Source organism: Streptomyces sp. NBC_00872 (assembly GCF_045161915.1).
In the GTDB taxonomy this organism is placed as follows: Bacteria; Actinomycetota; Actinomycetes; order Streptomycetales; family Streptomycetaceae; genus Streptomyces.
This window is the reverse complement of the sequence record NZ_CP108806.1, coordinates 1,375,760-1,390,350: the sequence shown is the minus strand read 5'-3', so window position 1 is coordinate 1,390,350 and position 14,591 is coordinate 1,375,760. Positions and strand designations below refer to the sequence as shown.

Annotated in this window: 12 protein-coding genes; 5 read left to right on the top strand and 7 right to left on the bottom strand. The window is 72.2% G+C overall.

Features of this window, described 5'->3' with window-relative positions; genetic code table 11:
- The first annotated feature begins 26 nt into the window (after positions 1–26).
- Positions 27–590 (top strand): TetR/AcrR family transcriptional regulator, encoded by a 564-nt coding sequence (locus OG214_RS05880; RefSeq protein ID WP_363084355.1) that lies wholly within the window; start codon positions 27–29, stop codon positions 588–590.
- Between the two features lie 36 nt (positions 591–626).
- Here the strand turns inward: OG214_RS05880 and OG214_RS05875 are convergent, their stop codons facing one another.
- Positions 627–1,346: a MerR family transcriptional regulator gene (locus OG214_RS05875; protein ID WP_405984022.1), complete on the bottom strand. Its 720-nt coding sequence runs from the start codon at positions 1,344–1,346 to the stop codon at positions 627–629.
- Between the two features lie 102 nt (positions 1,347–1,448).
- Here OG214_RS05875 and OG214_RS05870 point away from each other — a divergent pair, with 102 nt between their 5' ends.
- Entirely contained in the window at positions 1,449–1,925 is a 477-nt protein-coding gene (locus tag OG214_RS05870; protein WP_363084357.1) for a DUF6194 family protein, read from the top strand.
- Positions 1,926–2,137: 212 nt separating this feature from the next.
- On the top strand, positions 2,138–3,943 hold the full coding sequence (locus OG214_RS05865; protein ID WP_405984021.1) for an MOSC domain-containing protein: 1,806 nt from the start codon (positions 2,138–2,140) through the stop codon (positions 3,941–3,943).
- Positions 3,944–3,993: 50 nt separating this feature from the next.
- On the opposite strand, the gene OG214_RS05860 is transcribed toward OG214_RS05865, so the two are convergent.
- Entirely contained in the window at positions 3,994–4,725 is a 732-nt protein-coding gene (locus OG214_RS05860; RefSeq protein ID WP_363084359.1) for an SDR family oxidoreductase, read from the bottom strand.
- A gap of 198 nt (positions 4,726–4,923) precedes the next feature.
- On the opposite strand from OG214_RS05860, the gene OG214_RS05855 reads away from it, so the two are divergent.
- Positions 4,924–5,568 (top strand): TetR/AcrR family transcriptional regulator, encoded by a 645-nt coding sequence (locus tag OG214_RS05855; protein WP_363084360.1) that lies wholly within the window; start codon positions 4,924–4,926, stop codon positions 5,566–5,568.
- Positions 5,569–5,664: 96 nt separating this feature from the next.
- On the opposite strand, the gene OG214_RS05850 is transcribed toward OG214_RS05855, so the two are convergent.
- Positions 5,665–10,365 carry an HAD-IC family P-type ATPase gene (locus OG214_RS05850; RefSeq protein WP_405984020.1) on the bottom strand — a complete coding sequence of 1,567 codons (4,701 nt, stop codon included), beginning with the start codon at positions 10,363–10,365 and terminating at the stop codon, positions 5,665–5,667.
- A 160-nt stretch (positions 10,366–10,525) separates the two neighbouring features.
- On the opposite strand from OG214_RS05850, the gene OG214_RS05845 reads away from it, so the two are divergent.
- Positions 10,526–10,975, top strand: a complete 450-nt coding sequence (locus OG214_RS05845) for a hypothetical protein (RefSeq protein ID WP_363082673.1) — start codon at positions 10,526–10,528, stop codon at positions 10,973–10,975.
- A 223-nt stretch (positions 10,976–11,198) separates the two neighbouring features.
- Here the strand turns inward: OG214_RS05845 and OG214_RS05840 are convergent, their stop codons facing one another.
- The 4 genes from OG214_RS05840 to OG214_RS05825 all read right to left on the bottom strand — a co-directional run bounded on the left by OG214_RS05840 (position 11,199) and on the right by OG214_RS05825 (position 14,573).
- On the bottom strand, positions 11,199–12,215 hold the full coding sequence (locus OG214_RS05840) for an iron-containing redox enzyme family protein (protein ID WP_405987436.1): 1,017 nt from the start codon (positions 12,213–12,215) through the stop codon (positions 11,199–11,201).
- Positions 12,216–12,388: 173 nt separating this feature from the next.
- Positions 12,389–12,640 carry a CDGSH iron-sulfur domain-containing protein gene (locus OG214_RS05835; protein WP_405984019.1) on the bottom strand — a complete coding sequence of 84 codons (252 nt, stop codon included), beginning with the start codon at positions 12,638–12,640 and terminating at the stop codon, positions 12,389–12,391.
- Positions 12,624–13,307, bottom strand: coding sequence for a HemK2/MTQ2 family protein methyltransferase (locus tag OG214_RS05830; RefSeq protein ID WP_363082676.1), 684 nt, complete (start codon positions 13,305–13,307; stop codon positions 12,624–12,626). Before OG214_RS05830 ends, OG214_RS05835 begins: the two co-directional genes overlap by 17 nt.
- 309 nt (positions 13,308–13,616) lie before the next feature.
- Positions 13,617–14,573: an NADP-dependent oxidoreductase gene (locus OG214_RS05825; protein ID WP_405984018.1), complete on the bottom strand. Its 957-nt coding sequence runs from the start codon at positions 14,571–14,573 to the stop codon at positions 13,617–13,619.
- Positions 14,574–14,591: the final 18 nt, after the last annotated feature.

Sequence of the window (14,591 nt, the reverse complement as noted above, 5' to 3'; positions counted from 1 at the left end):
CTGACCGCAGGAGGAGAGACGCGCGCATGGTGGACCCACGGATTACCCGGACGGAGCGCGCCACGGAGGAAGCCGTGATCACGCTCGCGTCCACCCGGCCCATTTCCCGGATCAGCGTCTCGGAGCTGGCCGAAGCGGCGGGCGTCAGCCGCGCCACGTTCTACAACCGCTACGCGACGCCGCTGGATGTCCTCACCCGTGTGCTCCGCGCGGATCTGCGGGCCAGACGCGCCGAGGACGAGGAACGACGGTCAGCCGGCACGGTGCCCCCCGATGTCAATCTGCGTCTGGCCACCGGGGACGTCGTCGACCACGTCGAGCGCTATCGCGAGATCTACCGCCACGCGCGGCACGATTCCGCGGACCACGGCATCTACGACGCGTTGACCGAGCACTTCACCGACTACAGCCTCGCCTTCATGCGCACCTCGGGCCACGCTCCGCCCGAGGGGGTCGACCACCGGATCGTGGCGCGGTTCCTCGCGCACGGTTTCGCCGGTGCGCTCAAGGCCTGGCTGTCGGACGACGGCGTCAGCCGCGACGAACTGGTCGAAGCCGTGAGCGCCACCGCCCCGGTCTGGTGGACATAGGTCCAGTTCGCCCGTGTGTTCCGGGCACCCGGGGACTCACGCCTGTGAGCCGTCCGCCGCCTCCCGAGGGACAGCTCCCGTCGGTGGGAGCAGGGTGCTGAGCGCGGCGGCGCCGTCGAGGAGGGCTCTTGACCGGGCGTTGATGCTCGCGTTCCGGGCGGCCAGTGTGGTCGTTACCTCGTCCCCGTCCCACCGGTGGGTGCTTCGCAGCTCCGGCAGCAAGGCTTGGAGCGGGGCGACGCGGTAGCCGGCCATGCGCAGCTGATGGACGATCCGAGCGTCCCGGACATCGTCGGGGAAGTACCGTCGCGGTCCTCGCGGGGAGGCCCGACGGGGTACGACGAGGCCCTCCGCGTCCCAGTGCCGCAACGTCGAGGGGCGCACACCGAGCGCGGCGGCGAGTTCCGAGATGCTCATGGCGTCCGACGGGCGTACATCGTCCATCGGTTCGCCGGAGATCGCCGCCGCGGCCTCTTCGGCCAGTTTGAGTGCCCGCCGCTCCCTGTCGAGCCGGGCGTGTGCCGCGTCGAGAAGCGCGAGCAGGTCCGAACCGGGCTGTGCGTGCGCCGCGTGCATGATCCGCCTGGCCTCGGCCGGCCCCGCGCCGTCCGCGAGAGCCCGGTAGGCCAGCGCGGAGCGCAGATGCGCCGCGTCGTAGATCCGGTATCCCGCGGGGGAGCGCGTTGCCGGCGGCAGCACGCCGTCGCGTTCGAGATTGCGTACCTGCTGGACGGAGTACCCGGCATGCCGCGCCACATCGATCGTCCGCAGGATGGGCGACTTGCGACTTCTCAGCTGTCCACCTCGGCATCTCGGGACCGAAGTCTCCACGAGCACATGAATGAAACGCTACAACACATGAGCATTGACGAGATCACCGAGTTCCTCAACGGCCTTGACGGGGTTCTGACTCTCAGGCCGGTACCGGGCGACGGTTCACCTGAGATCGGTTGGGGAGACACGTTCTTCTACCACGCACCCGATGGTGAGGTCCCGAAGGCGGCCCAGCCCTTCGCGACGATCGTGACGAAGGACTACCCGGGCGACGAGGAGTCACGTCTGAACCGTCCCGGTACCTTCCGTCTGAACCTGTTCGCCGGGAAGGAAGCCTTCACCAGTTGGACGGGCCGGCAACCGCGCGACGCGACCGCGAGTGAGGCCGACCCGAGCGTGTCCGACTCCGTGATGGCGCATCCCGTCTACGGCACTCTGGGCTGGCTGGCCGTGGTGAACCCGGGGACGCGAACGGAGTCGGCCGTCCGGGAGCTGCTTCGTACCGCCCATGACCTGGCCCGCTCGCGCTACCTGCGGCGGGCCGGATCAGGATCGCTCTGATCCGGCGCGGTGTCTTTGGCGTTGAGCGCAGACGGCTCTCGTCCATGTCCGGCCGGGGAATGTACCAGCGCGGCGCGAACCCCGATGTTCGCGGACGTTCATGATCGGGAACGCCGGAGGCAGGGCGGAGGGCTACCCTCGAATTCCAGGTGGACCGCTCCGAGCACGATGAGCGGCTGGTTTCCGGCCCCCGTCCACTCAGGAGACGCGCGATGGCGACGCTACTTTCGGTGAATGTCGGTATGCCCAAGGACGTTTCCTGGCAGGGCAGGACCGTCCACACGGGGGCATGGAAGCAGCCCGTCCAAGGCCCCCGGATGGTGCGGCGGCTGAACATCGACGGCGACGGACAGGGTGATCTGGAAGGACACGGCGGAGAGAACCGGGCCGTGCTCGTGTACCAACTGGAGTCCTACCGGTACTGGCGTGAGCACCTCGAACGTGACGACTTGCGGTTCGGCCACTTCGGCGAGAATTTCACCGTCGACGGGCTCCCCGACGACGAGGTGTGCATCGGTGACCGCTACCGGATGGGCGAGGCCGAGTTCGAGGTCACCCAGCCGCGTGTCACCTGCTACCGGGTCGGGATGCGGCTGGGCCTGCCCGCCATGGCCTCCCTGCTCGTCGCCCACCACCGCCCCGGCTTCTATCTGCGTGTCATCACCGAAGGCCGGGTGCGGGCCGGTGACGAGATCATCCGTACCCGGACCGGTCCCGGGGCGCTCAGCGTCGCCGACATCGACGCCCTGCTCTACCTTCCCGGCCGCGACCCGGCGAAGCTGCGCACCGCACTGTCCATCCCGGCCCTGAGCCCCGGCTGGCGGCAGTCCTTCCACGAACTCGTGGAAGCCGGCGACCACCCCGCGGCCCCGGCACAGTCTGACGAGGAGACCGCCAGATGGCCCGGGTTCAAACCGCTGAGCGTCGCCCGTATCGTCCCCGAGACCCCCACCGTTTCCTCGTTCTATCTCGAACCCACCGACCGGCGGCCACTGCCCGCGGCCCAACCGGGCCAGTACCTGGCGATCCGCGTCACCGGCGGCCCTTCGCCCGCTCCGGTGCGCAGCTACTCACTGTCCTCCGCGCCAGGAACGGACAGCTACCGCATCAGCGTCAAGCGTGAGGCCCACGGCCTGGTGAGCACCTACCTCCACACCGAAGTGCGCCCGGGGACGCTGCTGGACGTCGCGAGCCCCCGAGGGGACTTCGTGCTCGTGGAGGGGAAGAACCCCGTTGTGCTGCTCTCCGCCGGCATCGGTGTCACCCCTGTGCTCGCCATGCTCCACCGACTGGCCTCCCACCGTGGCCCGCAGCCGGTGTGGTGGATCCACACCGCGCGCGACCGCGAACAGCACGCCTTCGCCGTCGAAGCCCGCGGTCTCCTGGCCCAACTGCCCGGCGCGCACCAGCACATCTTCTACACCGCGCCTCCCGACCGGGCCGAGGCCGACCGGGCCGAGGCCGACCGAGCCGGGACCGACCGGGCTGAGGCCGACCGGGCCGGGGCCGAGCCACAAACACGTGTCACATACGGGCACTTGGTCCCCGAGTCCCTGGCGGCCCTGGGGATTCCGGCCGACGCCGACGTCTATCTGTGCGGGCCGGAATCCTTTATGACCGACCTCGGCAAGGCCCTGCGGGAGTCCGGTCTCCCTGCTGACGGCATCCACACCGAACTGTTCGGAGCCAGGGCCCCCATCACCCCCGGCATCGCGGCCACGGCGGCCACACGTCCGCACCAGCCCCCTGGTCCGCCCGGCTCCGGGCCTCTCGTCACCTTCACCCGCAGCGGCATCTCCGTGCCCTGGTCACCGGACTACAACTCCCTGCTCGAACTCGCCGAGGCATGCGACATCCCCACCCGGTGGTCGTGCCGTACCGGTGTCTGCCATACCTGTGTCACCCCCCTCGTCTCCGGCGACATCGACTACACCGCCCCGCCGCTCGAACCGCCCGAGCCCGGCGACGTCCTGATCTGCTGTGCCACGCCCGCCACCGAGGTCCTCGTCGACCTCTGAGTAAGTGGTCGACCGCTGAACACGACACGGCGGTGTGTTGTGCGTGGGGGTCAGATGGCGGTGGCGCCGCCGTCCACGGCGAGGGTGGAGCCGGTGACATAGCTGGAGCGGGGGGAGGCGAGGAAGAGGATGGCCTCGGCGATCTCGGTGGGTTCGGCGGTACGGCGCAGGGGGAGGCCCTTGCCGAGTTCCGCGACGCCGTCGCCCCATTCGGCCAGGACGCCTTCGGTGATGGTCGGACCGGGGGCGACACTGTTGACGCGGACGCCGCTGGGGCTGAACTCGGCCGCCCAGGTGCGGGTGAAGGAGGCGAGCGCGGCCTTGGTGGCGCTGTAGCCGGACGCTCCGGGCACACCCATGGAGGCGGCCATGGTGGTGACGTTGACGATGCTGCCGGCGCCCTTGGCGAGCATCGCGGGCGCCACGGCGGCGGTGAGGAAGAACGTACCGCGCACATTGGTGTCGAACATCTGCTGGAACGCGGCGATGCTCTGGTCCACGGTCGTGGCGACCGGGAACGCCGCGGCGTTGTTGACCAGGATGTCGACCGGTCCCGCCTGTTCGGCCAGCGCGCCGACCGATTCCAGATCGGCCAGATCGGCGGCGACGAAGCGTACCGAGCCCGGACCGTCCCCGATGTCGGCGACGGCTGCGGCGCCGCGTTCGGCGTTGCGGCCGGAGATGATGACCGTGGCGCCCTCGCGGACGAACAGCCGGGCGGCTTCGAGGCCGATTCCGGCCGTACCGCCGGTGATGAGCGCTACCTGATCCGTCAGTTCCATCGTGTTGCTTCCCTCGGATAGTGGAATTGGAGTGTCCGCTCCAATATGAGGATGCTGTCATGCCATTTCTGGAGCGTCAACTCCAATACTGACGGTTGTGGCGCCTGTCGGCCACCGGTGTCACGGACTGTCACGGCGGCGATGCGTGTGACGGCTGAATTCTTGTAATGAATGCTCCAAAACGCATACCATGCCGGCATGCGAACCGAGGAGGCCGAGGCCGGTACCGCCGCACCGCGTCTGACACGCAAGGGCCGGGCGACGCGGGACCGTATCGCGGCCGCCGCGGCGGCCCTGATGTTCGAGCACGGGGTGGCCGGTACGACCATCGAGGACGTGCAGGAGGCCGCGGAGGTCAGCCCTTCGCAGATCTACCACTACTTCAAGGACAAGCAGTCGCTGGTCCGCGCGGTCATCGCGCACCAGACCGGCATGGTGCTCGGCGCCTTCGGCTCGGCCGAGCCCCGCTACAGCCGCCTTGACAGCATGGAAGCGCTCCGCGCGTGGCGGGACTTCGGTGTCACCCTGCAGAAGGCGCGCGACTGCGCCGGCGGTTGTCCGATAGGTTCGCTCGGCAGCGAGCTGGCGGAGGCCGATTCATCGGCCCGTGAGGATGTGGCAGCCGGATTCGCCCTGTGGGAGAAGTCCCTTCGCGACGGACTGCACGCGATGCGCGACCGCGGTGAGCTGCGCCCCGAGGCTGATCCCGACCGGCTCGGTCTGGCGCTGCTCACCACCTTGCAGGGCGGACTGCTGCTGACCCAGATCCGGCGTGACACCCTCGCACTGGAGGCCGGACTCGACACCGTGCTCGACTACATCGAGTCGTTGAGGACTTCCTGAACGCCCCGGTCGGGCGGCCGGCGCGTGCGGCCGGTCCGTGCGACCGGTGCGTGCGGCCGGTGTGTACGGGCGAGCGGGTCGGGCCGGTGCCGGGTGTCAGGCCGGTGCCGGGCTCATGGTTGCCTCGGGGATGGCGGGCGTCGGGTCCTTCGGGCCGGTGGATGAACCTCCCGTGTCGTCGTGGGTACCGGTGCGGGCGGTCGGCCCGTCGGCCTCGGGCTTGTCGTACGGCCGCCGCCTGAGGGCGATCAGCTCTCCCTGGTGCTCGGCGTCCCGCAGCGCGGCCAGCACGGGTTCGAGCGGCCCGGTCCGGAACGTGTCCAGGGCCGTCCGGGCGTGGCGGGCCACCGGGGGGAGGAAGACGGAGGCCGCCGTGCCCGCCGTCGCTGCGGTGAGCGCGATCGTCCAGCCGACCGGACCGAGCGGCGTGCTGCCGAAGAAGTGGCTGACCCCCGGGGTCTGGATGACAGCGGCCAGCCCCGCCATGGACCCGGCGACGGCGGCCAGGACAGCGGGGCTGCGCCAGCCGATCAGAAGGGTCTGGCCGAGCTGGGTCGCGACAAGGGCGGCCAGCGCGACCGTCCGGGCGCGGGCGGGTCGCCCCGTGGCACGGGCCGCGATCCACGCGGCCGTCGCTCCGAGCGCGGTGGCCATCGCCCGTACGGTGATCTCGTCGGTCAGGGCGGTGCCGAGCGACGATTCGGGACCCTCGCGGAGGAGACGCTCCTTGGTGTCCTCCCCGGGCGGACGCAGAGCGACGGCGATGGCGGGCGCGAGGTCCGTGAAGAGGTTGACCAACAGGAGCTGACGAGCCGTCAGAGGCGAGGCCCCGCCGACGGTGGCGCCGAGGACGGTGAAACCGATCTCGCCGAGATTGCCGCCGAGGAGGATGGCCAGCGCCTGCCGTACGGACGCCCACATCGCGCGGCCCTCGACCAGCGCGGCCAGGATGGTCTCCAGCCGGTCGTCCGTGACGACCAGGTCCGCCGCGGCACGGGCGGCCGGGGTGGCGCGGGCGCCGAGGGCGATACCGACATCGGCGAGCCGGATGGCGGGTGCGTCGTTGGCGCCGTCGCCGGTCATCGCGACCGTACGCCCGAGCCGCTGGAACGCCTTGACGACCCGCACCTTGTGGGTGGGGGTGCCCCGGGCGACGACGCCCACCTGCGGCAGCAGTGCGTCCAGCGCCTCGTCGTCCAGGGCGTCCAGGTCCGCGCCGGTGACGACCCGCCGGCCGTCGACGACATCGAGTTCACGGGCGATCGACTCGGCGGTCTGCGGATGGTCCCCGGTGATCATCACGATGTGCACGCCCGCTTCGGCGAGCTGCCGCACCGAACGCGCCGCACCGCCACGGACCTTGTCGCTGAGGAGGAGGAAGCCGAGGAAGCCGAGGCCGCTCACGGAGTCGTCGGTGAGCGGGTCACTGCCCTCGTCGCACGACTCCGCGACCGCCAGTACCCGGTGGCCCTCGGCGGCCAGCTTCTCGCTGCGGGTGAGGAGCGCGTCCTTCGCCTCGCGGTCCATGTCGCACAGCTCGATCACCCGCTCCGGGGCGCCCTTGACCGACAGCAGCCGGCGCCCGCCGCTCCGGGCCTGGGTGGCGTGGAAGCCACGGCTGGGCTCGAACGGCAGGCCCGCGGTGCGTTGCCAGCCGGGTGCCCCGTCGGTACGGGTGAGACCGGCCAGTTCGGCACCGGACACCACGGCGCGATCGGTGAAGTGCTCCAGTTTGCGGTTGTCGCGCGGGCGCGGGGTGGCTCGTAACGCGGCTGCCAGTACGGCCTGTTGACGGGCGTCGAGACGGTCCGGCGGCCGACCCGCGTCCTCGACGTCCTCGCCGTCGTCACCCCGCGCGACCACCAGGGCGAGTTCGATACGTCCGTGGGTGAGGGTGCCGGTCTTGTCGAAGCACAGCACGTCGGCGCGGCCCGCGGCCTCGATGGTGCGCGGATCACGCACCAGCACGCCCAGCGTGGAGAGCCGTCGGGCGGCGGCGAGTTGAGCGGCGGAGACCAGGAACGGCAGCCCTTCGGGCACACTCGCCACGGCGAGGCCGACACCCGCGCCCACGGTCTCGCGGGCGGGCCGGCCACGCAGCAGCCCCGCGGCCATCACCGCCCCCGCCGAGCCGAGCGCCAGGGGCAGGGTGGTCCTGGTGATCCGCGCGAGCCGGTGTTCGACACCCACCGCGGGCCGGGCGCCCCGGCCCGCGGTGGCGCCGCGCCCGGCTTCGGTGGCCCCGCCGGTCGCCACGACGACGGCACGGGCGCGTCCGGCGGCCACGGTGGTGCCCTCGTAGAGCATGGACGTACGGTCCGCCACATCGGCGGCGAGCACCGGATCGACCGCCTTGCCGACCGGCAGCGACTCGCCCGTCAGCGCCGACTCGTCGGCCTCCAGCCCATGACTGTCCAGCAGCCGGCAGTCGGCGGGCACGACATCACCGGATCCGAGGACGACGATGTCCCCCACGACCAGTTCCTCGGCGGCCACCTCGTGCTCCTCGCCGTCCCGCACCGCTCGGGCCCGTACCGCGGACCGCTGGTGCAGTCGGCGCACCGCCCTGTCGGTGACATGGCGCTGGGTGCCGCCGATGAGGCCGGACAGTCCGGTGACGGCGAGGACGATGACCGCGTCGAGAACGCCGCCGACCGCCGCGGAGAGGGCGGCGCCGCCCACCAGAACGGGGGTGAGCGGGTTGGCCAGTTCGGTCATGACGGCACGGGGGAGCGAGGAGGTCCTCGGCACCTGCTCGCCGGACCGCTCGGCACGGTCGAGCGCCTGACGCCCGGTCAGACCGTTCTCGTGGCTCGCCGTTCTGGCCAGTACGGTCTCCGGCGGCATCGAGTGCCAGGGCTGCCGGGACGCCCCGTGGTCCGGTGGACGGCGCAGGAGCTCGACCGCGGACCACACGCCGTAGGCCATGCCGAGCGCCGCGGACCAGTTGACGGCCGCCAGACTGAGCGTCCCGGGCTGTCCGGCCTGCCCGGCCAGTGTCATCGTGCTGCCGAGGCCCGAGGCGCCCTTGGCCAGCCACACCCCACGGCGGGCGACCCGGCGGGCGACACCGCACGCCTCGACCACGACCACGGCTTCGCCGGGGTCCGCGGCGTAGAGGTGGGCACCCCAGGCCGGCCGTCCCTCGGCCCCGGCGATCCCGATGCCGACGTCCGCGGCGTCCAGGGTCTCGCGGTCCCGGGACACCACGAGGACTCCGGTGCCGTCGGCCTGCTGCTCGCGTACGGACGCGGCCAGTCTTCCGCCGCCGGGTACGGTGGCGTCGGCCCCGGGAACGACCGTCGGCGTGCCGCCGCTCGTCGCCAGCACCCGCAGTCCGGCCCGCCGCGCGGCGCCCACCAGTCTCTCGGCGGCTTCATGGACCTCCGGGACGACGCTGACCACCGCCATCAGCCGGTCGCCCCGTGCCAGACCCAGCACATACGCGGCGCCCTCACGCTCCAGACGCTCCCGTGCCCGGACGCCGGTCCGGCCGCGCAGGGCGAGCCGGTCCAGCGGGCCGAGGGACCACTCCGTGTCCTTCGCGCCCTCGGTCTCGGTCCCGTCCTCGGTCTCCGTCCCGCCCTCGTCGGTCTCGCCCTCGCCGTCGTCGTCGCTCCCGCCTCCGCTCCGGCTGAGGCGTTCGGGGTGGCGAGGCTGGAAGAGCCGGTGGGCCGTGGCGGCGAGATCCCCGGCGGACGCCCCGTCGAGCGGGATGAGATCGGCGAGGACATGGGCGCCGGTGGTCAGGGCGGCGCTGTCGAGGACGACGGTGCGGACACGGTCGAGCCGGCGCAGGGCCTCCGGGTCATGGACCACGGTGCCCCTGTGGGCGAGGGCGCGGCCGAGAGCGCAGGCGAAGCCCTCCCGGGCCAGCCCGGGGGCCTTGGGGATGGCCGCGAGCGAGGCACTGGCCGCGCTGCTCGTACGCCGGGTCACCGCCAGCGCCCCGGCGAAGGTCAGGCCCGCGATGACGGCGGCGGTGTCGGCGTACCGCTCGACGGGGCCCGGCCGCAGCGGAACGGGACGCGGCACGGGGCTCCGGAGCTCCGCCCGCGCCAGCTGGGGAGTACCGGTGAGGTCCGGCTCCGCGCCGGTCCAGGCGGCGCGTTGGGCTTTGAGTTCCGCCGTACTCAGCGCATGCCGTACGCCGTCGACCGCGAGGCCGAGGAATCCGCCCGCGCTCCCCTGGGCGGCCGCGTTCAACGTGGCGAGTACCACCGCGGTGTTCCGGTCTCCCACCACCTGCCCGACCACACGGCGCAGACGCGGTTGCGTCTCCACGATGGTGACCAGCGAGGCCAGTTCCAGCGGCAGCGGAGAGCTGCGCGTCAGGCGGCCGACGACCGCCAGCGGCAGTGCCACGGCCTGGGTCGCCATGGCCCAGACGGCGCGGCCGGCCGGTTCGGCGGAGGCCGGGTGGAGCGGCATCGGTCCATGGGCCGTGTCGTATGCCTCTTCGACGGCCTCGACGACTTCGAGCAGCCCGCTTACGGTCGCCTCGTCGTCCGTCGGACCTTCCAGCGCGACGACCACACTCTGCAGGACGGCGTTCACCGCGGCCCATCGCACACCGGGCATCTCGGTGAGGAGTCGCTCCAGGTCCTCGGCGACCTTGGGGCCCGTCGAGCCCCGCAGTCCGCGCACCGCCAGATGGGCGCGCCCGCCGTCGAACATCCGTACGCGGGCGTGTGCGCAGGAGGACACACGGGAGACCAGGGGTTCCACCAGTGAGTCCAGCAGCCCCATGGCGGGTCGCGCGACCGCTCCGAGTTTGCCGAGTCCGGGGATTCCCACAGCTCACCGTCCATCTTCAGCTGATCGGCCCGGACGCCCGAGGCGGGGCGGTCGGCACAGAAAAACGCCTTGCCGCCGACCGTCGGCAGACGGCCCGCGCGGCAGGCAGGAGGGTCAAAAAGTAGTATAAAAGGGACAAAAAATCAAGGAGGCGATCCACATGGCAGACGCCACCAGGACACGGCACACAGACGGACACCGGAGCGACGGAGCGGAGCGGACGTCCGGGAACGGGCACGACGGAGGCCTGCGGATGCACACCCTCCACGCGGATCTGCCCATCCCGTACCTCACGGCGGGTGACATCACCGCCAACGCCCGCGCCGCGGGCGCGAAGCTGTCGCCGCCGATGCCTCCGCCCAAACGGCTCGCGTTCTACGGCGGTCTGGGCGCCCTCGCGATTCTCGGGGCGGTCGACTGGCCGGTCGCGGTGGCCATAGGGGCCGCGGCCGCGGTCGCCCGCGGCGGCCGTCGCGGCGAGGGTGACGGTAAGGGGCACACCGGGAACGGCGCCGAGGAGCCCCGGAAGGGCGCCGCGACGTCGACGGCGGCCCGGCGGAGCGAAGGCGGCGCGAGAGGAGCGGCCAAGAAGGGGACCGCGAAGGCGTGACGGCGTGGCGCGTATGCGTCTGTGTATGCCTTCGCGGCGTGTATGCCCGAGCGCTCTGGGGTACCCGCGCGTCGGACCCGCCCGTCCGCACTGCCAGGCCGTAACGGTGGGGCCGTAGCGTTCGCGGTACGAGTACGAGTAGGGAGCCCGCGGTCCGGTGATGTCGGGTCCGCGGGCTTCGGTGACGACGCCCGCGGGCTCCGCGTGGATGTGCGGGACCGCGTCAGGGGCCGCCGTCCGCCAGGTGTTCTCCCCGGGCGTCGAGCGGCACGCGCAGCGAGGTCTCTCCGGTGTGCCAGGCCGACAGGAGATGGCGCGCGAGCTGTTCCTCCAGCAGTGTGGTGGCCGCGATTCCGAAGACGACGTCCGGTGCGAGGTGCGGTTCGTCGGTCAGCAGACCCCCGATGACATCGCGGCGGACGACCTGTTCGTGGACGGCGTCGGCCTCGACGTGCTCGTCGTAGAACCGCTGGGCGGCCGGTCCCGCGCCCGTGCGGCGCATGGCCTGGGCCAGCCGCCGGGAGGCGGGGGACGAGGTGATCTCCACGGTGGCGAAGTGGCCGACCAGGGCGCCCCGCAGACTCCGGTGCAGTCCGAGCAGGGACATCAGGTTCACCGTGGCGAGGGCCGCGGCGGGTCCGGCGTCGAGGTAGCGGCCGTACGTGGTGTCCAGGCCGAGGTCCGCCATCAGGTCGGCGAAGAGCCGGGCATGGACGTTCTCGGCGCGGCCGGCCCCGAACTCGTCGTACTCGACGGCCACCATCGCCGCCTTCGCCCGTCCGCGCAGCCGGGGGATGACCCACGCGTGCGGATCGGCCTCCTTGAGGTGGTAGAGGGAGCGCAGGGCCGCGTACTCCCTCAGGTGCCACAGCTCCCCTTTCCGCTGGAGGAAGTGGCTCACACCGCGGTCGTCGTGGCCGGGGGGCTCGACCAGCAGTGCGGCGAGGGCGTCGTCCACGCCCCGGCCGTCGGGGACGTCCGCGCGCAGGGCGGTGAGGAAGCGCCGCTCCGCCGCCCCGCGCAGCCGCAGCAGGGACGGGTCCCACTCGTCATCGTCGTCCACCCCCGCGAAGCCGCGGTAGTGGAGTTCGTAGAGCACATACAGCGCGAGTTGCAGATCCTCGCCGTACGGGTCCGGGCCGGGGCCCGAGGCCTCCGGGGAGAGGGCGGGCAGCGCCGCGCGGTCGCCCTTGAGAGCCCCGATCACCCCGGCCGACAGAGGACCCCGGGGCCGGGGCAGGGTCGGCGCGGACCGGTCGTTCCCGGGCGCGGACCGTCCGCTTCCCGGCGCGGGCCGTCCACTTCCGGGCGCGGACCATCCGCTTCCCGGCGCGGACCGTCCGTTGCCGGAGGACGCGGTCACCACCGGATCCCCTTCCCGCTGTCTGTCCGTGCCGCGCCCGGTCCCGCGCGTCATGCCGTGTCCGGTCCCGCGCGCGGCGGCCGACCGTCGTCGTTCCGCACCACTCGCGCGCGCAGCCGATGGCTGGTGTCACACCACGGATAGGTGCCACTGCGGCGGCATGTGCAGATCGCGACGGTGAATCGTTCCGATGACACGACGGTGCCGTCCTCCAGGACCACGTCCACCGGGCCTTCCATCAGCAGGGGGCCGGGGCCGTCGGCGCTCACGGTGACCCGGCGGTGCTCAGGGTTTCTCGGCACGGATGACCACCAGCTCTTCCTCGTTCTCGTAGGGACCCAGCAGGCCGCGCTGACGCAGCCAGGCCAGTCGCCCCCGTATGACCGGGCCGAAGGGGACGTACGTACGGTCGCTCACCGTGGCGCGCAGCCCGGCTCCGAAGAGGCGCAGCAGGGTCTGTGCGGGATCGCAGAGCCGGGAGTGGACCATGAGCAGCACACCGCGTGACCGGAGCAGACCGGGAGCGGTGTCGCAGATGCGGTCCACGAGCGCACGGCCGTCCTGGCCGGCGTCCCACGCCCGTGCCGCTCCACCGCACGGCGGAAGCCGCCCGGGTGCCGGCACATAGGGCGGGTTGCTGATCACGACGTCGAAGGAACGGCCCGGCAGCGAGGCCGCGAGGTCACTGCGTCGCACCGTCACGTGCTGATGCGCGAGCAAGGCGTTCAGGCGTGTGGTCAGCACCGCGCGTCTGCCGATGTCGACAGCCGTCACACGCGCTCCCATGCGCGCGGCGTAGACGGCCAGCGCGCCACTGCCGGTACCGACGTCGAGCAGTTCCATCCCCGGACGCACCCCCTCCCGGCGCACCGCGCAGGCCAGCAGAAGACTGTCCGACTGCGGCGCGTAGACACCCGGGAGGGTGAGAACCTTGCCGAGCGCCGACTGCGTGGGGGACAAACCCGTCATAGGCACCTCCGGCCTTCGGCGGCGATCGCGCCGCTCCGGAACGTGTCGGCTCCTTCCTTCAGGCTCCGCCTCATGGGACCGGGGCACCACTTCGCCGGTGACGGCAGGTGAGGGCCGGCTGCCCGGCCGCGACGCGCGCCTGCTCGGGGCCCTGCGACAGTCACGGCGGGAGCGGTCACTCGGAGCGAGTGCGGGCAGCGCCGAGGCCCCGGCCCGCCGAGCGGCACCGGGACCGCGAGGAAACGCCCGTGACCGGTCGTCATGACCGGCTCCGGGCGCCGGTCCTCATGACCAGCCGCAGGCTTCCGATCAGCTGACCAGCACGATCTTTCCGCGGGCGTGGCGGCTTTCGCTCAGTTCGTGCGCCGCCACGGCCTCGGTGAGCGGGAACGCCGCCGCGACCGGCACCCGCAGCCGGCCCTCGTCGGCGAGCGTGACCGCGATCGCGAGGCCGTGCAACGCCAGCGGGTCGGCGGAGGCTCCCATGGCCGTGCCGTTGCCGGTGTCGTCGGCCGGCACTCCGTGCGACATGTGTACGCCGTGGGCCGCCGCGGTGACATCGGCGATCGTCACCACGCGCGCGGTGTCACCGGCGATGGCGACGAGGTCCGGCAGCGCACCTCCGGCGCAGTCGAACACCGCGTCCACTCCGTCCGGTGCCAGCGCGCGGATCCGTTCGACGAGCCCCGTCCCGTATGTCGTCGGCACCGCGCCGAGGGAGCGCAGGAAGTCGTGGTTGCGCTCGCTCGCCGTACCGATGACGGTGGCACCGCGGGCGACCGCGAGCTGGACGGCGACCGTGCCCACCCCGCCGGCCGCTCCCTGTACGAGCACGGTGTGTCCGGCGCCGACCGCGAGCCGGTCGAGGACCCGGGTGGCCGTCTCGGCGCTGCCCGCGGCGCCGCCCGCCTCCTCCCAGCTCCACGCGGCCGGTTTGGGCGCCCAGGCGGCCAGCACCGCGAAGTCGGCGTTGGCACCGCGCGCGGCCGAGTCGGTCATGCCGAACACCTCGTCGCCGATGTTCACGCCCGTGACGCCGTCGCCGACCTCGTCCACCACGCCCGCGGCGTCGAATCCGGTCCGGTACGGGAACGTCAGGGGCACCACGTCACGCATCTCCCCGGAACGGATGCGTATCTCCCCGGGGGAGATCCCGGAGGCCCTTACGGTGACGCGGATCTCGCCCGGTCCCGCGTGCGGCGCCGCCACCTCGGCGACATGCACAACACTGGGCGGGCCGTACTCACTGAACTGAATCGCTCTCATGCCCGGACCGTAACGGAG

What these genes read in the sequence shown, in the direction of transcription:
- OG214_RS05880 (WP_363084355.1), top strand. Translation starts at nt 27, where the DNA reads ATGGTGGACCCACGGATTACCCGGACGGAGCGCGCCACGGAGGAAGCC.
- OG214_RS05870 (WP_363084357.1), top strand. Translation starts at nt 1,449, where the DNA reads ATGAGCATTGACGAGATCACCGAGTTCCTCAACGGCCTTGACGGGGTT.
- OG214_RS05865 (WP_405984021.1), top strand. Translation starts at nt 2,138, where the DNA reads ATGGCGACGCTACTTTCGGTGAATGTCGGTATGCCCAAGGACGTTTCC.
- OG214_RS05860 (WP_363084359.1), bottom strand. Translation starts at nt 4,725, where the DNA reads ATGGAACTGACGGATCAGGTAGCGCTCATCACCGGCGGTACGGCCGGA.
- OG214_RS05855 (WP_363084360.1), top strand. Translation starts at nt 4,924, where the DNA reads ATGCGAACCGAGGAGGCCGAGGCCGGTACCGCCGCACCGCGTCTGACA.
- OG214_RS05845 (WP_363082673.1), top strand. Translation starts at nt 10,526, where the DNA reads ATGGCAGACGCCACCAGGACACGGCACACAGACGGACACCGGAGCGAC.
- OG214_RS05830 (WP_363082676.1), bottom strand. Translation starts at nt 13,307, where the DNA reads ATGACGGGTTTGTCCCCCACGCAGTCGGCGCTCGGCAAGGTTCTCACC.
- OG214_RS05825 (WP_405984018.1), bottom strand. Translation starts at nt 14,573, where the DNA reads ATGAGAGCGATTCAGTTCAGTGAGTACGGCCCGCCCAGTGTTGTGCAT.